The sequence below is a fragment of the Micromonospora sp. NBC_00421 genome (assembly GCF_036017915.1).
Lineage (GTDB): Bacteria > Actinomycetota > Actinomycetes > Mycobacteriales > Micromonosporaceae > Micromonospora.
The window spans coordinates 1,776,259-1,797,772 of record NZ_CP107929.1; the positions used below are offsets into that span (position 1 = coordinate 1,776,259).

The 21,514-nt window shown below is 72.8% G+C and carries 19 protein-coding genes; 14 read left to right on the forward strand and 5 right to left on the reverse strand.

Annotated elements, in window-relative coordinates; all coding sequences use genetic code 11:
* The first annotated feature begins 41 nt into the window (after nt 1-41).
* On the forward strand, nt 42-1,280 hold the full coding sequence (gene mshC, locus OHQ87_RS07695; RefSeq protein WP_328346321.1) for a cysteine--1-D-myo-inosityl 2-amino-2-deoxy-alpha-D-glucopyranoside ligase: 1,239 nt from the start codon (nt 42-44) through the stop codon (nt 1,278-1,280).
* A gap of 209 nt (nt 1,281-1,489) precedes the next feature.
* On the opposite strand, the gene OHQ87_RS07700 is transcribed toward mshC, so the two are convergent.
* Nucleotides 1,490-1,936 carry an Lrp/AsnC family transcriptional regulator gene (locus tag OHQ87_RS07700; RefSeq protein ID WP_328346323.1) on the reverse strand — a complete coding sequence of 149 codons (447 nt, stop codon included), beginning with the start codon at nt 1,934-1,936 and terminating at the stop codon, nt 1,490-1,492.
* 68 nt (nt 1,937-2,004) lie between these two features.
* Here OHQ87_RS07700 and OHQ87_RS07705 point away from each other — a divergent pair, with 68 nt between their 5' ends.
* On the forward strand, nt 2,005-2,874 hold the full coding sequence (locus OHQ87_RS07705; protein ID WP_328346325.1) for a LysE family transporter: 870 nt from the start codon (nt 2,005-2,007) through the stop codon (nt 2,872-2,874).
* Between the two features lie 172 nt (nt 2,875-3,046).
* Here OHQ87_RS07705 and OHQ87_RS07710 read toward each other — a convergent pair whose 3' ends face one another.
* Nucleotides 3,047-3,838, reverse strand: coding sequence for a GntR family transcriptional regulator (locus OHQ87_RS07710; RefSeq protein ID WP_328346327.1), 792 nt, complete (start codon nt 3,836-3,838; stop codon nt 3,047-3,049).
* Between the two features lie 174 nt (nt 3,839-4,012).
* The gene (locus OHQ87_RS07715) at nt 4,013-4,882 is read right to left on the reverse strand and encodes a PAC2 family protein (protein WP_067305527.1); all 870 of its coding nucleotides are present in this window, start codon (nt 4,880-4,882) and stop codon (nt 4,013-4,015) included.
* A gap of 260 nt (nt 4,883-5,142) precedes the next feature.
* Between OHQ87_RS07715 and OHQ87_RS07720 the strand changes: the two genes are divergently transcribed.
* Nucleotides 5,143-5,316, forward strand: a complete 174-nt coding sequence (locus OHQ87_RS07720; protein ID WP_328346330.1) for a hypothetical protein — start codon at nt 5,143-5,145, stop codon at nt 5,314-5,316.
* Here the strand turns inward: OHQ87_RS07720 and OHQ87_RS07725 are convergent.
* A complete protein-coding gene (locus OHQ87_RS07725; protein WP_328346332.1) occupies nt 5,303-5,836 on the reverse strand; it encodes a hypothetical protein in 534 nt (177 codons plus the stop codon). The two genes, OHQ87_RS07720 and OHQ87_RS07725, sit on opposite strands and share 14 nt — an antisense overlap.
* Before the next feature lie 432 nt (nt 5,837-6,268).
* On the opposite strand from OHQ87_RS07725, the gene OHQ87_RS07730 reads away from it, so the two are divergent.
* The 3 genes from OHQ87_RS07730 to OHQ87_RS07740 all read left to right on the forward strand — a co-directional run bounded on the left by OHQ87_RS07730 (nt 6,269) and on the right by OHQ87_RS07740 (nt 10,397).
* Complete coding sequence (locus OHQ87_RS07730) at nt 6,269-6,457, forward strand: hypothetical protein (protein ID WP_328346334.1); 189 nt, start codon at nt 6,269-6,271, stop codon at nt 6,455-6,457.
* Between the two features lie 77 nt (nt 6,458-6,534).
* Nucleotides 6,535-8,934 carry an ATP-binding cassette domain-containing protein gene (locus OHQ87_RS07735; protein WP_442930711.1) on the forward strand — a complete coding sequence of 800 codons (2,400 nt, stop codon included), beginning with the start codon at nt 6,535-6,537 and terminating at the stop codon, nt 8,932-8,934.
* A 125-nt stretch (nt 8,935-9,059) separates the two neighbouring features.
* A complete protein-coding gene (locus tag OHQ87_RS07740; RefSeq protein ID WP_328346338.1) occupies nt 9,060-10,397 on the forward strand; it encodes a glycoside hydrolase family 43 protein in 1,338 nt (445 codons plus the stop codon).
* A gap of 55 nt (nt 10,398-10,452) precedes the next feature.
* Here the strand turns inward: OHQ87_RS07740 and OHQ87_RS07745 are convergent, their stop codons facing one another.
* A complete protein-coding gene (locus tag OHQ87_RS07745; protein ID WP_328346340.1) occupies nt 10,453-11,490 on the reverse strand; it encodes a sigma-70 family RNA polymerase sigma factor in 1,038 nt (345 codons plus the stop codon).
* A gap of 73 nt (nt 11,491-11,563) precedes the next feature.
* Here OHQ87_RS07745 and OHQ87_RS07750 point away from each other — a divergent pair, with 73 nt between their 5' ends.
* The 8 genes from OHQ87_RS07750 to OHQ87_RS07785 all read left to right on the forward strand — a co-directional run bounded on the left by OHQ87_RS07750 (nt 11,564) and on the right by OHQ87_RS07785 (nt 21,512).
* Entirely contained in the window at nt 11,564-12,394 is an 831-nt protein-coding gene (locus OHQ87_RS07750; RefSeq protein ID WP_328346342.1) for an alpha/beta fold hydrolase, read from the forward strand.
* 130 nt (nt 12,395-12,524) lie between these two features.
* Complete coding sequence (locus OHQ87_RS07755) at nt 12,525-15,614, forward strand: VWD domain-containing protein (RefSeq protein ID WP_328346344.1); 3,090 nt, start codon at nt 12,525-12,527, stop codon at nt 15,612-15,614.
* Between the two features lie 57 nt (nt 15,615-15,671).
* On the forward strand, nt 15,672-16,160 hold the full coding sequence (locus OHQ87_RS07760; RefSeq protein WP_328346346.1) for a TlpA family protein disulfide reductase: 489 nt from the start codon (nt 15,672-15,674) through the stop codon (nt 16,158-16,160).
* A 228-nt stretch (nt 16,161-16,388) separates the two neighbouring features.
* On the forward strand, nt 16,389-16,829 hold the full coding sequence (locus tag OHQ87_RS07765; protein ID WP_328346348.1) for a DUF4395 domain-containing protein: 441 nt from the start codon (nt 16,389-16,391) through the stop codon (nt 16,827-16,829).
* A 310-nt stretch (nt 16,830-17,139) separates the two neighbouring features.
* Nucleotides 17,140-17,970 carry a DUF1684 domain-containing protein gene (locus OHQ87_RS07770; RefSeq protein WP_328346350.1) on the forward strand — a complete coding sequence of 277 codons (831 nt, stop codon included), beginning with the start codon at nt 17,140-17,142 and terminating at the stop codon, nt 17,968-17,970.
* A 31-nt stretch (nt 17,971-18,001) separates the two neighbouring features.
* Complete coding sequence (locus OHQ87_RS07775; protein WP_328346352.1) at nt 18,002-18,541, forward strand: flavin reductase family protein; 540 nt, start codon at nt 18,002-18,004, stop codon at nt 18,539-18,541.
* Nucleotides 18,542-18,951: 410 nt separating this feature from the next.
* On the forward strand, nt 18,952-20,586 hold the full coding sequence (locus tag OHQ87_RS07780; protein WP_328346354.1) for an ABC transporter substrate-binding protein: 1,635 nt from the start codon (nt 18,952-18,954) through the stop codon (nt 20,584-20,586).
* Nucleotides 20,583-21,512: an ABC transporter permease gene (locus OHQ87_RS07785; protein WP_328346356.1), complete on the forward strand. Its 930-nt coding sequence runs from the start codon at nt 20,583-20,585 to the stop codon at nt 21,510-21,512. Before OHQ87_RS07780 ends, OHQ87_RS07785 begins: the two co-directional genes overlap by 4 nt.
* The last annotated feature ends 2 nt before the right edge of the window (nt 21,513-21,514 follow it).

A 21,514-nucleotide genomic window follows, 5' to 3' on the forward strand; every position in this document is an offset into this window, starting at 1 on the left:
GCTCCCTCCGGGTGGCCGGACGGCTCGTTAGGCTGACGGTCATGGAGTCTTGGGCGGGACACGAGGTGCCACGGCTGCCGGGTGACGGCGGGCCACTGAGCTTGTACGACTCGGCGCGGCGCGGTGTCCACCCGAGCCGGCCCACCGGCCCCGCCACCATGTACGTCTGCGGCATCACCCCGTACGACGCCACCCACCTGGGGCACGCCGCCACCATGATCACGTTCGACCTGGTGCAGCGGATGTGGCGCGACGCCGGGCTGACCGTCCGGTACGTGCAGAACGTCACCGACATCGACGACCCGCTGCTGGAACGGGCCGAGCGTGACGGGGAGGACTGGAAGGTCCTGGCGATGCGGGAGACGGCGCTGTTCCGGGAGGACATGGAGGCGCTGCGGATCATCCCCCCCGCGCACTACGTCGGGGCGGTGGAGTCCATCCCGGACATCGCCGACCGGGTCCAGGAGCTACTCAAGGACGGTGCCGCGTACCGCCTGGACGACGGCACCGGCGACGTCTACTTCGACGTCGCCGCCGCCCCGGCGTTCGGCTACGAGTCGAATCTGACCCGGGAACAGATGCTGGAGATCTTCCCGGAGCGCGGCGGCGACCCGGACCGGGCCGGCAAGCGCGACCCGCTCGACCCGCTGCTGTGGCGCGGCGCCCGCGACGGCGAGCCGTCCTGGCCGGGCGGTGAGTTGGGGGCCGGTCGACCCGGCTGGCACATCGAGTGCACGGTGATCGCGCTGAACCTGCTCGGCGACCGGCTCGACGTGCAGGGCGGCGGCAACGACCTGATCTTCCCGCACCACGAGTGCTCCGCCGCGCACGCCGAGCGGCTCACCGGCGAGGCGCCCTTCGCCGACCACTACGTGCACGCCGGCATGATCGGCCTGGACGGCGAGAAGATGTCGAAGTCCAAGGGCAACCTGGTCTTCGTCTCCCGGCTGCGCGCCGACCGGGTCGATCCGATGGCCGTCCGGCTCGGCCTGATCTCCGGCCACTACCGCGCCGACCGCGCCTGGACCGACGACGTGCTGGACGCCGCCCACCAGCGGCTGGACCGGTGGCGGCGGGCCGCCACCGCCCCGTCCGGGCCGTCCGGCGCGGCCTTCCTCGCCGGGGTACGCGAGCGCCTCGGCGACGACCTCGACACCCCGGGCACCCTGGCCCTGGCCGACGACTGGGCGGACGCGGCCCTCGCCGGTACCGGTGACGACCCGCAGGCCCCCGCCCTCTTCGCCACCACCCTCGACGCCCTGCTCGGCATCAGCCTCTGACGGTGCCTGCCGCCCCGACCGGTCCGACCGGAGGCTGGCCTGTCCCCTGCGCAGGTGATGAGCTGTCGTCGGCGGCAGTGGTGGTGACTGCTGATCCGACCCTCCGCCGTTGACGGTGCGGACCGACGGGCGATCGGGGCGGTGGGCGTGCTTCACCGATCGGTCTGCGCGGGTGCCGGCGGGCCGGTCTGCCGCACCCCGAGGGGTGTTCACCGTTCCTTCCACCGTGGAGCGGGCTGGCGCAGCGCGACACGGGTCTGGGTCTGCACCACGCCACAGCTCTTCTTGAGCCGACGCAGGAGCGAATCCAGGGCGGCGGTGTCCCGGAGCCGGGCTCGCAGCAGGTAGTCGTACGGTCCGGTCATGTGCACCGCGTCGATGATCTGCTCGATCGGGGCGATGGCGGCGACGAACGTCTCGTAGTCGGTGCCGCCGTCGAGACGTACGTCGATGAAGACCTCCAGTCCACCCCGAAGCTCCGGCGCGTCCTGGCCGGTGACCACGGTGTAGCCGAGAATGATGCCGTCGTCTTCCAACCGACGGACCCGGGCGGCGGCGGCATTCGTGCTCAGGCCGATCTGTCGGCCGATCTCACTGAACGAACACCGCGCATTGTCCGTCAAGATGCCGAGAATCTGCTCGTCCAGCCGGTCCACACCGAGAATCCTAGCCTGACACCGCATTTTCCTCGGTCACCCTCGTTGTGGTCACCCAGACTCGGCTCATGCGTGATGACCTCGTGGTTCTTGCCGTTGCGGGATGCGCCGCCGGGCTGGGGGTGGCGATGCCCCTGGGAGCGATCGGGGTGCTGATCCTGCGGGAGGGAATGCTGCGTGGTTACCGCAGCGGGCTGGCCGCCGCCACCGGGGTCGCCACCGTCGACACCCTCTACTGCCTCGGCGCGCTCCTGGCCGGGGCCGCGCTCTCGCCGGTGATCGCCTCGTGGGGGGACACTCCCCGCTATCTGTCCGGGGCGGTGGTCATCGTGCTGGGCTGCTATCAACTGGTCGCTCTGCGGCGCTCGCCTGCCGCGGCGCGCCCGACGAAGGCCGGCTCCGCCCCGCCCGCCCCGCCTGCTGCTGGCCCTGCTGCGGCTGCTCCTGCTTCGACTGGTCCTGCTTCGGTGGAGCCTGCTTGGGTGGAGTTGGCCCCTGCCGGTTCTGGTTCAGGTGGTCCTGGGGTAGGTGGACCTGTCACCGCTGGTCCGGTTGCGGCCGATGCTGCGGCGGCTGGGCCCGGCGCGGTGAGCACCGACGTGGGTCGTCCGGGGGTGGGCAGTCCCCGATCGACGCCCCGGTATCGATCGGTCTACGCCCGGTTCGTGGTTCTCACCGCGATCAACCCGTTGACCCTGGTCTACTTCTTCGCGCTGGCCGGGGTGGTGACCACGTCGGCGGGCAGCTGGATCGGGCCCACCGTGTTCGTCGTCGCCACCGGCCTCGCCTCACTGCTCTGGCAGACCGCGCTCGCGGCGATCGGCGCGGCCCTGGGCGCCACCGTCCCCGTACGGGTCGCCGACGCGCTGGGGGTGGTCGCCTCGCTGGTCGTCGTCGCGCTCGGCGCGACCGTCATAGTGGCCACCGCGAGCACCTGACGTATGCGCTTCCACCCCGGTTGCTCCCGCTGGAGCACCCCGTTCGGTAGGTGCTCCCGTCCTCCCGCCGCCATGAACCATGATCCAATAGCCGTTCTAACGACGACACGCCGTCCACACTGCGCGAAACGGCAATTGGATCATGAGGGCATCCGGTTGCTGGGGTGGGCAGTCAGCCGAGGACCAGGCCGGGGTCGGGGTCGGGGTCCGGCGTGGGGGCGGGCACCTGGTACTCCTCGGTGAGCGTGGTCATCGGGCCGGGCCAGGTGGCCTGGGCGACCTCGATCGGCTTGCGGTGGGCGTCGTAGGCGACGTGCAGCAGGTGCAGCACCGGCGTGTCCGGGCGGATCTGGAGGGTCTCCGCCTCCTCCCGGCTGGGTTGGCGGGCGCTGATGGTGTCGGCGGCGGTGGCGTACCGCCGGCCGGTGGCCTCCTCGGCCTCCTGGTAGAGCGGTCGGCCGAACGCCTCGGCCCGTTCCAGCGAGGTGCCGGCGGTGTCCCTGGGCAGGAACCAGGAGGCACCCACCTCCACCGGTGACTCGTCGGTGCGCACCAGGTGCCGACGGCAGAGCAGCTCGGTGCCGTCGGCGACGCCGAACGCGTCGGCCACCTCGGGTGGGGCGGGCGCCCTACCGACCGATACGAGCTGCTGACGGTACCGGGCGGCGAGGTCGGCGTGGTAGCCCCGGAAGCCGCCGTACCGGCCCCTGGAGAGCCGGTTGAGTCGCCGCCGGGTGCCCCGGACGTACGTACCGGAGCCGGGTTTGGTGATCAGGACGCCCTCGACCCGCAGCTGGTCGACGGCGCGCTGCACGGTCTGTTTCGCCACGCCGAACATCTCGGCGATGGCCGGGATGGACGGCAGCCGCTCGCCCGGCCCCCAGTCGCCCCGACGCACCTGGGCCTTGAGCTGCGCAGCGATCTGCCGGTGCGGGAACTCGGCGGCTCCCGGGTTGATCTGCACGCCCGCCTCCTCCTGACAGCTAGGTTCCTAGGATGCCCTAGAGGCCGTGACCGCGCCACCCCGGACACGCGAACGGCCCGCACGAATCACTGGCGGTCGCCGGCCGGACGCGACCGTCGAGCCGACAGAGCATCGCTGTCGGCTCGACGGTGACGGGTCGGGTGTGCGGGGCTGCTACCAGGAGCCGGCGGTGGGGCCGGCCGAGCCACCCCGACGGCGCAGGTACTTCTCGAACTCCTGGGCGATCTCGTCACCGGTCAGCGGGGTGATGCCCGCGTCGCCGACCCGTTCCTCCAGCTCGCGGACGTACTCACCCAGCTCGGCATCCTGCTCGGCGGCGCTGCGGACCCGCTGCTCCCACTCGGCGGCCTCCTCGGCCAGGTCGGCCATCGGCACCGGCAGGTCGAGCACGTCCTCGACCCGGTGCAGCAGGGCGAGGGTGGCCTTCGGGCAGGGCGGGTTGTTGGCGTAGTGCGGCACGTGCACCCAGAACGACACCGCGTCGACCTCGGCCCGGGTGCAGGCGTCCTGGAGCACCCCGACGATGCCGGTGGGGCCGTCGTAACGGGTGGGGGTGAGCTGGTAACGCTGGGCGGCCTGGGCGTCGGAGGCACTGCCGCTGATCGGCAACGGCCGGGTGTACGGCACGTCGGCCAGCAACGCGCCGAGCAGCACCACCCGCTCCACCTCCAGGCTGTGGCAGATCTCCAGCACCTGCTGGCAGAAGGTGCGCCAGCGCATGCTCGGCTCGATGCCCCGGATGAGCACCACGTCGCGCTCGGTGCCCTCGGGGCTGGCCACCATGAACTTCGTGGTGGGCCACTCCACCCGGCGGGTCTCGCCGTCGGACATGGTGATGGTCGGGCGGCTCACCTGGAAGTCGTAGAACTCCTCCGGGTCGATCTCGGTGATCTCCCGGGCCTGCCAGACCTGTTCCAGGTGTTCCACGGCGGCGGTGGAGGCGTCCGCGGCGTCGTTCCAGCCCTCGAAGGCGGCGATCGCCACCGGGGAACGCAGCACCGGCAGCCCGTCGAACTCGGTCACGCCGTCACCTCGCCCCGCTCGTCGCCGACGGCGCCGGGGGTCGGCCCGGTCACCCGCCCGCCGTGCACGGTGGCGTCCCTGATGTCCTTCACGTCCGCCAGCCTACGTCCCGGCGCGACGCACGGCCCGTCGGCCGCGCCGGTCCGTCCGCCCACCGCGCCCGCGAAGCGGGACGAACGGCACGGTGAGGGGATCGGCGCATAGGGGGACGGGCGCGGGCGCGGCCGACGGAAGGCTCCTCGCACCACCCTGGAACCCTGGTGGGCAGCGAGGTCGGGGCTGGGCTGGCGGCCATCGAGCCGCTGAGGGTGGACCTGATCGGGCTGAACCGCTCCACCGGCCCGGCCGAGATCCGCCGCGACGGCATCGAGACGATCGAGGCGGTGGGGCAACCTCGTCCACGGGCCGCCCCACCGCGCGTCACTCGGGGATGACGAACTGGGCGGTGCTGGTGGTGTCGTAGCTGACGCCGTTCTTCTCGGCGTGGTGGATGCAGTGGACCGTGGCGGTGCGGGACTGGACGGGGACGCCGGTGACCGGGACGGTCGGAGACCAGAAGGTCACGTCGACGAGCGCCCCGTTGTTCTCGGAGTCGTAGTCGTTGGTGGCATAGGCGAGCACGGTGGCCGAGCAGCGGACGTTTATGTAGTTGGCGTCCACCCGGTCGTTGCCCCAGGTGGCGAGCCGCGAGTATCCGCGGACCTTGATCCCGCCGACGCGTAGCGGCCAGGTTCCCTCGTGGCCGACGCTCTCCAGTTGGATGACGCCCTGCAGGTTGTACGCGGGTGCCGGTGGAGACGTGGGCGGGGGCGGGACGGGGTCGCCACCGCTGCCGCCACCGTCGCAATTGAGGGAACACTCAGGTTCCGAGGCGTACGTCGGCATGGCCATCGCGCCGGTGCCCACAAGGCAGGCCAGCAGGGTGATTCCGACGGTTGCAACGCGTCTGAGCACGTCATCTCCTATCAGTGGGCCCGAGGAATGGGCCCGGGGTGTGCGATCGGACCCGTAGGTTATCGCTGCCATTTTCGGAAACGCAATGGATACCGGCCGGTACGGCCGGGCCCGGAGCTGCTCCGCTGGGTCGGCCATGAAGCATGGGTGGGAGTAGTTGCTGTTCAGTGGGGGTGTGGCGGGTCCCGGCGCGCCGGGACAACGACGAAATTCAAGCTGTTCCGGCAGATGGTGGCCGGGTGCGTGGTGTGCTGTTGAATCGGGCGTGTGGCGAACTGGTGGTAATTGTCTGGGGCGGAGGGGTATGCGGGTGGCCCGACTGGTTCTTCCGTGCCGCCGGGCCTCGCGTGAGTAGACCTGACTCAATTCGTTAATCGTTTGCCGTGTAAATGCCACCGAAGGGGTGTGGTGCGGGCGCAAGGCGCGATATCGGTGACATCGGTCGGTCGCGAAGCGTGTCGACGCCCGACGGCGGTCGAGTTGGCGCTCAGTTGCCCGCGCGGTTCGGCTGGCGGGGAGCGGCTGGGTGACCTGCGCGCCGCGGCCGCTGCCGCCGGCGTCGACCACCTGTTCGGGCCCGCCGTCCTCGTCGAGGTCGAGGCGACGGCGATCCTGGACTGAGCGGCCAGCTCAGGGGCGTCGCGCCGGCTATGATCGCCCATTGCGCGATCGCCCATTGCGCCGCAGTGGCCCGTCCGATGGTTTGGAGAGACGCGATGAGCACGGACGACCGCTCAGCCGGGCCGTACGCTGCCGACAGCCACGATCTGATCAGGGTGCAGGGCGCGCGGGTGAACAACCTGCGTGACATCAGCATCGAGCTGCCGAAGCGCCGGTTGACCGTGTTCACCGGGGTCTCCGGCTCGGGCAAGAGTTCGCTGGTGTTCGGCACGATCGCCGCCGAGTCGCAGCGGTTGATCAACGAGACCTACAGCGCCTTCGTGCAGGGCTTCATGCCGACGTCGGCCCGGCCCGAGGTGGACGTGCTCGACGGGTTGACCACGGCGATCATCGTGGACCAGGAGCGGATGGGGGCGAACGCCCGCTCCACGGTGGGCACCGCCACCGACGCCACCGCCATGCTGCGCATCCTGTTCAGCCGGTTGGGGCAGCCGCACATCGGCCCGCCCAACGCGTACTCGTTCAACGTTCCCTCGGTGCGGGCCAGTGGGGCGATCACCGTCGAGCGGGGCGCCGGGCGGACGAAGACCGAGAAGGCGACCTTCCACCGGCTCGGTGGGATGTGTCCGGGCTGCGAGGGGATGGGCGCGGTCACCGACATCGACCTGTCGGCGCTCTACGACGACACCCGGTCGCTCAACGAGGACGCGCTGACCATCCCCGGCTACAGCATGGAGGGCTGGTACGGGCGGATCTTCCGGGGCTGCGGCTACTTCGATCCGGACAAGCCGATCCGCCGGTACACGAAGACCGAGTTGCACGATCTGCTGTACCGGGAACCCACCAAGATCAAGGTCGACGGCATCAACCTGACGTACGCCGGGTTGATCCCGCAGATCCGGAAGTCGTTCCTGGCCAAGGACGTCGACACCCTGCAACCGCACATCCGGGCGTTCGTGGAGCGCGCGGTGACCTTCACGACCTGCCCCGAGTGCGCCGGCACCCGGCTGGGCCCGGAGGCCCGGTCGTCGAAGATCGACGGGCGGAACATCGCCGACGTCTGCGCGATGCAGATAAGCGACCTCGCCGACTGGGTACGGGGCCTCGCCGAGCCCTCGGTGGCCCCGCTGCTCACCGGCCTGCAACGGCTCCTCGACTCGTTCGAGGAGATCGGGTTGGGCTACCTGTCGCTGGACCGGCCGACGGGCACCCTGTCCGGTGGGGAGGCGCAACGGACCAAGATGATCCGTCACCTCGGATCCTCGCTGACCGACGTCACCTACGTCTTCGACGAGCCCACCGTCGGGCTGCACCCGCACGACATCCAGCGGATGAACAGCCTGCTGCTGCGGTTGCGGGACAAGGGCAACACGGTGCTGGTGGTGGAGCACAAGCCGGAGGTGGTGGCCGTCGCCGACCACGTCGTCGACCTCGGCCCGGGTGCCGGCTCGGCAGGTGGCGAGGTGGTCTTCACCGGCACCGTCGCCGGGCTGCGCGCCAGCGGCACCCTGACCGGGCGGCACCTGGACGACCGGACCGCGCTGAAGCCGACGGTGCGCACCCCGTCGGGCGTGCTCCAGGTGCGCGGCGCGGACACGCACAACCTGCGCGACGTCGACGTCGACATTCCGCTGGGAGTGCTGGTGGTGGTCACCGGAGTGGCCGGGTCGGGCAAGAGTTCCCTGGTCCACGGCTCGGTGTCGGGGCGCGACGGGGTGGTCGCGATCGACCAGGGGGCGATCCGGGGGTCGCGGCGGAGCAACCCGGCGACGTACACCGGGCTGCTCGACCCGATCCGCAAGGCGTTCGCGAAGGCCAACGGGGTGAAGCCGGCGCTGTTCAGCGCCAACTCCGAGGGGGCCTGCCCCGGCTGCAACGGTGCCGGTGTCGTCTACACCGACCTGGCGATGATGGCCGGGGTCGCCACCGTCTGCGAGGAGTGCGAGGGAAGGCGGTTCCAGGCCGCCGTGCTGGCGTACCACCTCGGCGGTCGGGACATCAGCGAGGTGCTCGCGATGTCGGTGACCGAGGCGGCGGAGTTCTTCGGCGCGGGTCCGGCGCGTACCCCGGCGGCGAGCGCCGTCCTCGGCCGGCTGGCCGACGTCGGGCTCGGCTACCTGCGTCTCGGTCAGCCGCTGACCACGCTCTCCGGCGGCGAGCGGCAGCGGTTGAAGCTGGCCACCCGGATGGCCGACCGGGGCGGTGTCTACGTCCTCGACGAGCCGACCACCGGGCTGCACCTCGCCGACGTGGCACAACTGCTCGGCCTGCTCGACCGGCTGGTCGACGCCGGCACCTCGGTCATCGTCGTCGAACACCACCAGGCGGTGATGGCGCACGCCGACTGGATCGTCGACCTCGGCCCCGGCGCGGGCCACGACGGCGGACGGATCGTCTTCGAGGGCACCCCCGCCGACCTGGTCGCCGCCCGCTCCACGCTCACCGGCGAACACCTCGCGGCCTACGTCGGCCGCTGACGCCGGCCCATGCCGGGCCGGGCCGTCGCGCGAGGTCCGGACTCCGCCGTCGGGCGCAACACCTACGAAAAGCCCCGGCAACAGTGCAGAATGACGTTCATCGATTTAATGGGAAGGGTGTGTCGATGGGACGTCTCCGTCAAACCGCGCTGGCGGTGGTGCTCTGCGTGCTCGGGGGCCTGCTGGTCGCCGCGCCCGCGCGGGCCAACGCCGCCGGGCCGGTCCCGCACTACCTGATGACCGCGTTCACCAACAGCAGCGAATCCAACATGTACGTCTACGACTCGGCCGACGCCACCCGGTTCACCCTCCAGCGGGCCAACGCCTACACCCCGCCGTCCGGGCTGGTCCGCGACCCCAGCGTCATCCGGCACACCGACGGCTACTACTACCTCGTCTACACCACCGGCTGGACCGGCAACACCATCGGCATCGCCCGCAGCGCCGACTACCTGAGCTGGACGTTCCAGCGCAACGTCACCATCTCCGTCGCCCCGGCCAACGGCAGCACCTGGGCGCCCGAGTGGTTCGTCGACAGCGACGGCAGCGTGCACATCGTGGTGTCGGTGTCCCAGACCGGCACGGCAGGGCAGTTCCAGCCGTACCGGATCACCGCGACGAACGCGGCGCTGACGGCGTGGAGCGCGCCGGCCGCGCTCACCGGCATCGGCACGAACCACATCGACAGCTTCATCGTCAAGGTCGGCGGCACCTACCACAACTTCACCAAGAACGAGACCACCAAGTACATCGAGCACGCCACCGCCAGCGCGCTGACCGGCCCGTGGAGCTGGGTCGGCACCGGCAACTGGGCCGGTTGGGGCGCCGGCCTCGAAGGCCCCGCCCTGGTCCGGTTGCCCGACAACCGGTGGCGCATCTACTTCGACCAGTACGGTGCCGGCCGCTACTACTCCGCCGACAGCAGCGACCTGTACGGCTTCACCGGCAAGACCGAGCTGGCCGGCCTGTCCGGCACGGTGCGGCACTTCACGGTGCTGCGGGAGAGCGTCGGCGACACCTCCGCGCCGCCCACCGGGAACCGTTCGCTGCGCTCGGCGAACTTCCCCGACCGGTACGTCCGCCACCGCGACAACCTCGCCCGCATCGACGTGCTCAACAGCGGCAGCGCGCTCGCCGACCGGCAGGACGCCACCTTCCAGATCGTCGCCGGGCTCGCCAACGCCTCCTGCTACTCGTTCCGCGCGGTCAACGGCTCCTACCTGCGGCACTGGGACTTTTCGATCCGGCTGGCCGGCAACGACGGCAGCGCCGTCTTCGCCGGGGACGCCACCTTCTGCAGCCGTGCCGGGCTGGCCGGGGGCGGCAGCTACTCCTTCGAGTCGTGGAACCATCCGGGGCGCTACCTGCGGCACTACGACTACGTGCTGCGGGTCGACCCGTACGCCGCCGGCAGCACCTTCGCCGGCGACGCCTCGTACACCCTGACCACGCCGTTGGCCTGAACACCGGCGCGTCTCGGCCGGTGGGCGTGCGCGACGCCCACCGGCCGGGCCACCGTCAGCGGGTGGTCGGCAGGCCGAACGCCGGGAACAGCGTGCCGTCGAGGAACGAGGTGAGCTGGGCGATCCGGCCGTCACGCACCGTCAGCACGGTGAGCGACCAGGGCAGGTACGGGCCGGTGCCGTCGCGGCGCAGGTAGTGGGCCACCGCCGGCTGGCCGTTGGCCGTCACCGGCTCGTGCCGCCAACTGCCGCAGGTGGTCAACGGCACCGCCTGCGCGAAGTCGAGCACCGCGTCGCGGCCGGCGTACCAGTGCGGCAGCGGTGGCATCGACCAGGTGACGTCCTCGGTGAGCAGGGCGACCAGGGCGTCGGCGTCGCCGTTCTCCAGGGCGGTGGCGTAGCCGGCGACGATCTCCCGCAGTCGGGTGTCACCGAGCGTGCGCAGGGTCCGCTGCTGGCTGCGGGTCGGCGTCCGTTCGGCGACGACCCGGCGGGCGCGCGCCAGGGCGGAGTTGACCGAGCCGGTGGAGGTGCCCATCATGGCGGCGATCTCGGCGGCGGTGAAGCCGAGCACGTCGAACAGCAGCAGGGCGGCGCGCTGGTTGCCGGGCAGGTGTTGCAGCGCGGCCACGAAGGCCAGCTCGACGGCCTCCCGTAGCTCGTACCGGGCGTCGGGGGCGGCCGGACCGGCGGCCAGGGCGGCATCGGGATACGGGCCGAGCCACCGGACGTGCCCGGCGGCGGCGCTGTCCGGCACGGCGTGTGCGCTGGCCGGCCCCAGGTCGACGGGCAATGCCCGCCGGCCCCGCCCGGCGGCAACGTCGAGGCAGGTGCGGGTGGCGACGGCGTAGAGCCAGGTGCGCAGCGAACTGCGCCCCTCGAAGCGGGGCAGTGCCCGCCAGGCCCGCAGCAGCGCCTCCTGGACCGCGTCGTCGGCGTCGTGCGGGGAGCCGAGCATCCGGTAGCAGTGTGCGTGCAGCCCCGGTCGCAGCGGTGCGACCAACGTGGTGAACGCGAGGTCGTCCCCGCCCCGGGCCCGGGTCAGGGTCACGTCGTGGTCGTCGGCCGCCATGCCGGCGAGAATAATGCTCACGACCGACGATTCTGCAGCTCGCGGGGAGTCTGTACCGGGTAGGCCTCGCACCTGAACCTCCGGAGGACCCGAGATGAGCACTCCCACCACCGTGCCGGTGACCACCGCCACCCTGGCCGTCCCCGACGGCACCCTGTACTTCGAGGTACGCGGCCGGGGCCCCCTGGTGGCGCTGGTCGCCGCGCCGATGGACGCGCGCACCTTCGCGCCCCTGGCCGACCTGCTCGCCACCGACCACACCGTGCTCACCACCGACCCGCGTGGCATCCGCCACAGCCGGCTGCACGACCCCGAGCAGGACTCCACCCCCGAGCTGCGCGCCGACGACCTGGCCCGGCTGCTGGCCCACCTGGACGCCGGCCCGGCGACGGTGCTCGGCTCCAGCGGCGGCGCGGTCACCGTGCTGGCGCTCGCCCAGACCCACCCGCAGGCGGCGCACACCGTGATCGCCCACGAACCGCCGCTGCTGCTCCTGCTCGACGACCGCGCCGAACTCCTCGCCCGGGAGGACGACATGGTCGAGACCTACCGGCGCGGCGACCGGCTGGGCGCCTGGCGGAAGTTCCTCGCCAACGCGAACATCACCATGCCGGAGGAGATGATCCAGGGCATGTTCGGCCACGAACCGGACCCGCAGGACGCCGCCGACGAGAGCTACCAGTACCTGCACACCCTGCGGGGCACGACCCGCTTCGCACCGGACGTCGCCGCGCTGCGCGACGGCCCGACCCGGGTGCTGGTCGGCCTGGGCGAGGAGTCGGGCGGGGAGCTGTGCGACCGCAGCTCCCGGGCGCTGGCCGCCGCCCTGGGGGCGCCGCCCACCATGTTCCCCGGCGGGCACCTCGGCTTCGCCGACGACCCGGCCGGCTTCGCCGCCCGGCTGCGTGAGGTCGTCACCGGGTAACCGTCGGTCACAGGGGGGTGGCCGGCGGAAGTCGGCGACGGCCGCCCCCCGTACCGGGAGGCCGTGGCGGCGGCGACCGATGGACGACAGTCGCGGGAATACCGGGAATCCCGGTCCTAGAGTGCCGGCCATGAAGATGATCGTGCGACTCGTCGGTGGGCTCGCGGTCCTCGTGGCGGCGATGGCGGCGGGGCCGGTGCCGGCCTACGCCGCGCCGGCCGGTGGGGGCCTCGGGCTGGACCTGCGGACCGCCGCTGCGCGGTACGCGCCGGGCGAGGCCATCCGGTTGACGCTCACGGTCGACAACGCCACCGGCGCGGCCTGCGGGCTGGCCACGGCGGCCGAGGGCACGGTGCAGGTGACCTCGGTCCGCCGGGACGGGCAGGAACTGGTCCCGGCCCTGGGCCGCAGCTTCTACGGCGACGGCATCGGCGCGGCCGCCACCGCCGGCACGTCGACCGTGGAGCCCGGGGCGAGCGTGACGGTGTCGCTGGTGAGCATCCGGGTGCACGAGGGGACCGATGCCGGAGCCGTGGTGCTGAGGTCGGTGGCGGCGACCCCGGACGGCGGTGGGCTGGACACCCGGTGGCCGGTCGGGGCAGCCGGCCGCTACGAGGTGACGGCGGGTTACACCGTGCTGCCGGTGACCGGGCTCGACAACCCGTGCCCGGGTGCGACGGCGCTGCGGACCACCAGCTTCACCGTCGGCGACGGCACCCCGACCGTCCCTGGACGGTGGCGTTGGCTGCTCGGCGGCGGGGTGGTGCTGCTACTGGTCGTCGTCGGTGCGCTGGCGGTCCTGCTCCTGCGGCGTGGTCGCCGTCGCCCGGCCGCTGCCGTGATGGCGCTGCTGCTCGTCGGCGTCGGGGCCGGCGTCGGCGGGACCGGACGGCCGGCGCGGGCCGACTACCAGGTCGACCCGAGTTCCGGGGTTCCGGTCAGCGGTGTCGACTTCCAGGCGGCGGTCGACGGCTGCCTACAGGGGTTCGCGGCGGCCGGCGGTGACCCGGCGGGCATCCTGCCCCGGCTCAAGGACCCGAAGTCACCCCGGGTGCGGATCATCCCCACCCCCGGCGGGTCGGGCTCCTTCGAGACCCCGGACAGCAAGGACGGCAAGGGCTCGTCCACGGTGACCTGGAACCCGACCTCGGTCGACCCGTACGGCGACGGGATCGCCCGGGACCCGTGCGCGGCGCTGTACCACGAGCTGAACCACTCCGACGACATCTCCCGCGACGCCGTGCCCAAGGGCGACTGCGGCGCCACCGGGATCAAGAGCGCCGAGGTCAAGGCGACCCTGGCCGAGAACAGGTACCGGGCGGCCAAGGGCCTGCCACCGCGCACCGAGTACGACGGCAAGCCGCTGCCGAAGAGCTTCGACGAGTGCCGGAAACCCGCGAAGAAGACCCCGCCGCCGAAGGGGCCGGTGAAGCTCTGCGAGGACGGGGCCGACTGCGGTGGCAGCAACGGCGACCCGCACCTGGTCACCTTCGACAGGCACTACTACGACTTCCAGGCCGTCGGCGAGTTCGTGCTCGTCGAGTCGACCTCGGGCGACCCGCTGGCGGTGCAGGCCCGGCAGGCCCCGATGGGCGACTCGCGGACGGTGTCGGTCAACACCGCCGTCGCCTTCCGGATCGGCGCGCACCGGGTCGCCCTCACCCTGGTCGACGGCGACACCGAGGTACGCGTCGACGGCACCGCCCGCGTGCTGCCGCCGGGGGAGACGGACCTGCCCGGCGGCGGCACGCTCACCCGCCGCGACTCCGACACCGGTCCCGCCGACGGCTACGACCTGCGCTGGCCCGACCGCTCCGCCGCCGCCGTCGACCAGATCGGCCCCTACGGCTACCGGGTACTGACCAGGCTGGCCCCGGGCCGGGCCGGGAAGGTACGGGGACTGCTCGGCGACTTCGACGGTGACCCGAGCGACGACATCGCCGCGCCGTCCGGTGCCACGCTGAGCCAGCCCGTGCCGTTCGGGAAGCTCTACCCGTCGTACGCGGACGGTTGGCGGGTCACCCGGGACAGTTCCCTGTTCAGCTATGCCGACGGCCGGGACACCGGGTCGTTCACCGACCGTGGTTTCCCGGACCGCGCGGTGACTGTGGACGACCTCGACCCGACCCGGCGGGCCCGCGCCGAGCAGGTGTGCCGGTGGGCCGGGGTCACCGACCCCTGGCAGCTCGCCGAGTGCGTCTTCGACGTCGGGGTGACCGGCCGTCCCGAGTTCGCGGTCAGCGGCGTCGGCACCGAGCGGATCGCCCCGCCGGCCGCCGCGCCGATCGCCGCGACCCCGGTCGCCACCGGGGCGCTGACCCCGGGCGGCGATCCGCTGATCTTCCCCGCCCGGGCCGGCGACGCCGTGTTCGTCGACGTCAGCGCGCCCGGCCTGGCCGACCGCTGCTCCCCGTACCGGCTGCTCGACCCGACCGGGGCGGAGGTGGCCAGCGGCTGCAACATCAACGGGCGTGGTCACATCGACCGCACCGACCTCACCCGCGACGGCAGGTACACGGTGGTGGTCGACGCCGCCGCCGGTGACACCGGTCGGGCCACCGTGCGGGTCTACGCGGCCCGGGACACCACCGGCGCCCTGCGACCGGATGCTCCGGCGGTCTCGGTGACGATCGCCGAGCCGGGCGGCCGGGCCCGGTACCGGTTCACCGGTGTCGCCGGCCAGCGGGTCTTCGTCGAGGTACCGGAGAGCACCCTGCCGGACCAGTGCTCCCCGCTGGAACTGCTCGACCCGGCCGGAAAGCAGCTGAGCAGCGGCTGCGTCGTCAACGGCAGCGGCGACATCGACGGCACGGTGCTGCCCGCCGACGGGACGTACACCGTGCTGGTGGACCCGGTGGACCGCACCGTCGGCACGGTCGCGCTGCGGCTGTTCGCCACCCGCGACCAGATCGGCACGATCACCGTCGACGGCCCGCCGGTCGTGGTGACCGTCGACCAGCCCGGCACCGTGCGGGGTTACCGGTTCACCGGCACGGCCGGCACGTCGGTGACCGTGACGGCCACCGACGCCACGCTGCCCGACCAGTGCTCACCGCTGGAGCTGCGCGACCCCGACGGCGAGCCGGTGGGCACCGGCTGTGTGGTCAACGGAGTCGGTGGGATCGACGCGACAGTCCTGCCGGCCACCGGTGTCTACACCGTCGTCGTGGACCCGTCCGGGGCGGCCACCGGCACGGTCACCCTCACCCTGCGGCACTGACCCGATGCCGGCGGTGGGCCGTTTACGCAGGTGAGAGTGGTACGGATCATCCGGACGGTGGACGTCGCCCGCCGCCGGCTGTGGCAGGGTGGATCCGTGCACCCCACTGCGGCCCGCCTGCTGGCGCTGGTCGGCGTGCTCGTGCTCGCCGCCCTGTTCGGCTGGTGGTGGCGGCGACGCGACGGCCGGCTCCACCCGGCCACGCCCAGGTCGGCGTCCGACGACGCCCGGTCGCCGGTCCTGGCCACGCTCGGGGTCCCCGCCGGGACGGTCACGCTCGTGCAGTTCTCATCGGCGGTCTGCGCCCCCTGCCGGGTCACCCGCCGGCTGCTGGCCGAGGTGCAGCAACAGGTCGACGGGCTCCACCTGGTGGAGGTCGACGCCGAACGGCACCTCGACGCGGCCCGGGAACTGGGCGTCTGGCGTACCCCGACGGTGCTGGTGGTGGACGCCGCCGGCCGGGTCGTGCGGCGGGCGAGCGGGGTGCCGGACCGGCAGGAGCTGATCGCCGCACTCCGCCCCCTGCGCGTCGGGGCCGGCCGGTGAGCGCGGGCCGGCGGTCGGGTACGGGCAGGCCGGTGGGGCGCCGTGGGCGGGTGGGCGCGGGCCGGCGGACGGCCGGCGCGGCGTTGACCCGTCGGCGGGCGGTGGATCACGGTCGGCTGGCGGCGAGCCTCTGTCCGCCGGCCGTCCTCGGCTGACCCCACCCCGCCCCCACAGCGCCGGCCCCGGTCCTGCGAACCCCGGCGTCACCCCTGGCTGAACGGACCCCTCATGCTGCTCGACCCCCGCGCGCCGCGGTTCGCCGCCGCCGTGACCACCGTCGTCCTCGCCGTCGCCCTCGTCACCGGGTCGACGGTGCCGCTGATCGCCCAGGCGGTGGTCTTCGCGGTGACCGCGGCCAGTCCCCGCCTCGGCCCGTACGGGCTGCTCTACCGGGTCTTCGTCGCGCCCCGGCTCGCCCCGCCCCGCGAGCTGGAGCCCGCCGCGCCGGTGCGCTTCGCCCAACTCGTCGGCCTGCTCTTCGTGCTGGTCGCCGCGATCGGCCAGTTCGTCGGCGTACCGGCGCTGGGCTTCGCCGCGACCGGCGCGGCGCTGGTGGCGGCGTTCCTCAACGCGGCCTTCGACCTCTGCCTCGGCTGCGTCGGTTACCTCGCCCTGCGCCGGCTGGTCGGCCGGCCGATGACGGCCCGGGTGCCCACCGGCCTGTCCTGAACCGGTCGGACGGTCGGGCTGCCCGATCGTTCCGGGCAGGGGCTTGAAGTCCTATCGCATTGATAGGAAAATCGATTCATGCTGCTCGCCATGCTGTTCGCCTCTCGCCGGGTCGTAGACCTGATGCGGGTCGCCGCGCAGCGCTGTCCCGGACTGTCCGCCACCGTCTGACCGTCCGTGCCGCCGCCTGCTGGTCGCCGGCCTGCGCCGGCCGGTGGCGGTCCGCGACGTCGGGCCCGGTGCCGCGCCCGGCCCCGACGCCGGTCCCGATCCGCCGCCACGACCACCTCACCCGACCCGGGGAGCTCACATGACCGACGCAGCGCACGACATCGGGCCCTTCGTCAGCGACTGGCGGGACTGGCACCGGCGGCACGAGGAGACGCTGGCCGCACCGTACGGCTTCCTCGCCGTCACCGGTCTGCACTGGCTCACCGCCCGGCCGCAGCGCTTCCCCGACCTGCCCGGGCAGTGGCACACCGGCGACGAGGGGGTGGTCGTCACCCTGGCCGGGGGCGAGCAGCTCACCGTCGACGGTCGGCCGGTGCGGGGCCGGCACGGGTTCGGGCCGATAGCCGAGCGTGGTGGGCGCACCGTCGGGATCGAGGGCGGGGTGTTGGAGGTGGCCCGTCGCGGCGGGCGGGACATCCTGCGCCCCCGCCGCCCCGACCATCCACTGCGCACCGCCTTCCGGGGCACCCCGGCATACCCGCCGACACCGCGCTGGGTCCTCGCCGGGCGGTACGTGCCGTTCGACACGCCCCGGCCGACCACCGTCGGTGCGGCGGTGGAGGGGCTCGAGCACGTCTACGACGCCCCCGGTCGGATCGAGTTCAGCGTCGACGGGGTGCCGTTGCGGCTGACCGCGTTCGACGGCTTCACGCCGGGCAGCCTGTCGGTGCTGTTCACCGACGCCACCTCCGGCGTCACCACCTATCCGGCGAACCGGGCGCTGGCCGTCGACGCCCCGGACGCCCAGGGCCGGGTGACGCTGGACTTCAACCGGGCCGCCAACCTGCCCTGCGCGTACACCGACTTCGCGACCTGTCCGCTGCCGCCGGTGGAGAACCGCCTGCCGGTCGCCGTCGAGGCCGGCGAGAAGATCCCGTACGAGCGGCACGCGCCCGCCGCCCGGCCGTGACCGTCCGATCCGTCCGCAGGAGGCCCGTCAGATGACCGTGCCCGACCATCTCCCGCCGCCGGTCGAGGCCGACGCGGACGCGCTGCGTACGCTGCTGCGCCACCAGGCCAGCACCGTCACGGTGGTCACCGCGCCCGGTGCCCCGGCGGTCGGCTTCACCGCCACCTCGTTCACCTCGGTGTCGCTGGCCCCGCCGATCGTCTCGTTCTGCCTGAACGTCGGCTCGTCGAGCTGGTCGACGGTGGCCCGGACCCGGCATCTGGCCGTGCACCTGCTGGCCCACCACCAGCAGGAGTTGGCCCGCACCTTCGCCACCAGCGGTATCGACCGGTTCGCCGCACCGACCCGGTGGCGGGTCGGGCCGGAGGGGGTGCCGATCCTCGACGACACCCTGGCGTGGCTGCTCTGCCGGGTGGTCGAGCGGGTGACCGTCGGCGACCACGCGATCGTGCTCGCCGAGCCGGAGCTGATCCGGCACAGCGACGTCGGATCGCCGCTGCTGTACCACCGGGGCCGGTACGCCGGTCTGGCCGGCGGCCCGGACGGGGCGTCCCGCCGTCCCGCCGCCTGACCGTCCTGCCGCTCGATCGACGCGCCGATCCCGCCGGGCGCAATACCTGTAAATCCTATAGCCTTAGTATGCAATGCGTCAACGGATCGATCGCTCCACGTGCGATAGCCGACATCCGACGCGTGTTTCGTTGACATCACCGGCGCCACGGAGGTGGACTCGGCCCATGTCCAGCGAGCTGCGGCTGACGATCCGCGGCCACATCGACTTCGGTCGGGTGTGGTCGAGTTCCTGTCTGGCCTGACCCGGCACCCACACCCGTACCCGACGCGCCGTACCGGCCCGTCGAGGTGGGGCTCACCGCCGAGCTGACCGCCGCACTGTTTCCGACACCCTCCACCGGCCCGCGCCCTGTGCCCGGCCGGTTGTCGGCGTACCCACTCCCGCCTGTCTGGACAGGAGACCCCGTCATGTCCGTCCGCCCCCTGCGGACCCTCGCCGTCGCCGCCGTGCTCGCGCTCGCCGCCGGCTGCGCCACCGCCACCACCCCGGCCGTCGAGGCCGCCGGGCAACCCCGCTCCGGCGGTGCCCTCACCTGGGCCGTGGAAACCGAACCGATCACCCTCAACCCGCACCAGTACGCCCAGGCCAAGGCCCGCCTGCTGGTCTGGAACAGCTTCGAGTCGCTGCTCACCTACGACAGCCAGGGCAAGCTGGTGCCCTGGCTGGCGACCGGCTGGCAGGCCACGCCGGACGGCCTGAGCTACACCCTGCCGCTGCGCGCCGGGGTGACCTTCACCGACGGCACCCCGTTCGACGCCGCCGCCGTCAAGGTCAACCTCGACAAGCTCCGCGAGCCCGGGTACGCGCCGGCGGTCGCCGCCGTGCAACTGCGCAACCTCCGGGCCGTCGAGGTCGTCGACCCGCGCACCGTACGGCTCACCCTGACCGCCCCCGACGTGCTCATCCTCGACTTCCTCGCCTCCCCGCAGGGTGCCCAGGTGTCGCCGAGGTCGCTGCGGGAGGCGAAGAACCTCAAGGCCGGCGGCGTCGACGTCGTCGGCACCGGGCCGTTCGTGCTGGACCGCTACGTCCCCGGCCAGGAACTGCACTACCGGCGCAACCCCGGCTACGACTGGGCCCCGCCCACCGCCACCCACACCGGCCCGGCCCACCTCGACGAGATCACCTACCGGTTCCTCAAGGAGTCCGCGGTGCGGGTCGGCGCCCTCACCTCGAACCAGGTACAGCTCATCGAGGGCGTGCCCGCCACCGACCAGCCACTGATCACCGGCAACCCCCGACTGCGGCTGACCCGCGAGCTGAACTCCGGCTCGGCCTATTCGTACTACTTCAACGTCTCCCGCGCCCCCTTCGACGACCTGCGGGTCCGGCAGGCGTTCCGGGAGGCCCTCGACGTCGACACCGTGCTGGCCTCGGTCTACCGGGACACCGCCACCCGGGCGTGGAGCGTGGTCAGCCCGTCCAGCCCGCTCTACGACAGGCGGCTGGAAGGCGGCTACGGCGGTGACACCGCCAAGGCCAACAGCCTGCTCGACCAGGCCGGCTGGAAGACCCGCGACGCCGACGGGTACCGCACCCGGGACGGCCGGCGGCTCACCGTACGGCTGGTGCAGGCCGCCCCGTACGTCCGGGACCGCCGCGACGTGCTCGCCCAGGCCGTACAGGCGGCGGTGAAGCAGAGCGCCGGCATCGACCTCAGGGTCTCCCTGGTCGACCAGGGCACCGCCCAGCAGGCGTTCGAGCGCAACGAGTACGAGGTCTTCGACAACTCCCGCGCCGACACCGACGCCGGAGCGGCGCTGAACCTGCTGCTGCACTCCGGGGGCGGCATCAACCGCGCCCGGATCAACGACCCGCAGCTCGACAGGCTCCTGGAGGCCGGGCAGGCCACCGCCGACCCGTCCCGTCGGGCCGCCGGCTACGCCGAGCTGCAACAGCGGGTCGTCGCGGAGCAGGCGCTCGCCCTGCCGCTCTACGCCCCGGCCGACCAGATCGCCGCCAGCACCACCGTGGGCGGGGCACGGTTCGAACCCACCGCCGGGGTGCCGGCCAGCGCGTACGACCTGTGGATCGCGCGATGAGCCTGCTCCGGGCGGTGCTCCGCCGGGTCGCCACCGGCCTCGTCGTGCTCTGGGTCGCCGCCACCGCCGCCTATCTGGCGCTGCTGGCCGCGCCCGGGGACACCGTGGACAGCATCGTCGCCGACGGCGCGGACACCCCGCAGATCCGCGCCCAGATCATCGCCGAGTGGGGCCTGGACCGGCCGGCGGTCGTCCAGTACCTCGACTACCTGTGGCGGCTGGCCGGGGGCGACCTGGGCCGCTCCTACCTGCTGCAACGTCCGGTCGCCGAGGTCATCGGCGAGCAACTCGCCCCCACCGCGACCCTCGCCGTCGCCGCCGCCGGACTCGGGGCGCTGCTGGCCGTCGCGATGGCGGTCGGCACCGCCGGCCGTCGCCGGCGCTGGCCGCGCCGGGCCAGCTCCGGCGTCGAACTCCTGCTGGTCTCCACCCCGCCGTTCCTGATCGGCATCGTGCTGCTCAGTGTGCTGTCCTTCCGGTACGGGCTGTTCCCGGTCTCCGGCGACCAGGGGACCGCCGCCGTGGTGCTGCCGGCGGTCACCCTGGCCCTGCCCATCGCCGGCCTGCTCGCCCAGGTGCTGCGCGACGGCCTGGACCGGGCGCTGGACGAGCCGTTCGTGTTGACCGTCCGGTCCCGGGGGGTGCGGGAACGGGCGGTGCTGCTGCGCCACGCCCTGCGGCACGCCCTGTTGCCGGCGGTCACCCTCGCCGGCTGGCTCTTCGGCATCCTGCTCGGCGGTGCCGTCATCGTCGAGCAGGTGTTCGGCCGACCCGGTCTCGGCCAGGTCACCCTGAGCGCGGTGACCAGCAAGGACATGCCGGTGGTGCTGGCCGTGGTGACGCTCTCCGCCGCCGTCTACGTGCTGGTCAACACCGCCGCCGACCTGACCCACCTGCTCGTCGACCCGCGCCTGCGAAGGAGCTGACG

Excerpts from the sequence above, each read along its gene's own strand:
- OHQ87_RS07775 (WP_328346352.1), top strand. The coding sequence starts at position 18,002 with ATGACCGTGCCCGACCATCTCCCGCCGCCGGTCGAGGCCGACGCGGAC.
- OHQ87_RS07780 (WP_328346354.1), top strand. The coding sequence starts at position 18,952 with ATGTCCGTCCGCCCCCTGCGGACCCTCGCCGTCGCCGCCGTGCTCGCG.
- mshC (WP_328346321.1), top strand. The coding sequence starts at position 42 with ATGGAGTCTTGGGCGGGACACGAGGTGCCACGGCTGCCGGGTGACGGC.
- OHQ87_RS07765 (WP_328346348.1), top strand. The coding sequence starts at position 16,389 with ATGCTGCTCGACCCCCGCGCGCCGCGGTTCGCCGCCGCCGTGACCACC.
- OHQ87_RS07785 (WP_328346356.1), top strand. The coding sequence starts at position 20,583 with ATGAGCCTGCTCCGGGCGGTGCTCCGCCGGGTCGCCACCGGCCTCGTC.
- OHQ87_RS07770 (WP_328346350.1), top strand. The coding sequence starts at position 17,140 with ATGACCGACGCAGCGCACGACATCGGGCCCTTCGTCAGCGACTGGCGG.
- OHQ87_RS07705 (WP_328346325.1), top strand. The coding sequence starts at position 2,005 with ATGCGTGATGACCTCGTGGTTCTTGCCGTTGCGGGATGCGCCGCCGGG.
- OHQ87_RS07740 (WP_328346338.1), top strand. The coding sequence starts at position 9,060 with ATGGGACGTCTCCGTCAAACCGCGCTGGCGGTGGTGCTCTGCGTGCTC.
- OHQ87_RS07750 (WP_328346342.1), top strand. The coding sequence starts at position 11,564 with ATGAGCACTCCCACCACCGTGCCGGTGACCACCGCCACCCTGGCCGTC.
- OHQ87_RS07735 (WP_442930711.1), top strand. The coding sequence starts at position 6,535 with ATGGTTTGGAGAGACGCGATGAGCACGGACGACCGCTCAGCCGGGCCG.
- OHQ87_RS07755 (WP_328346344.1), top strand. The coding sequence starts at position 12,525 with ATGAAGATGATCGTGCGACTCGTCGGTGGGCTCGCGGTCCTCGTGGCG.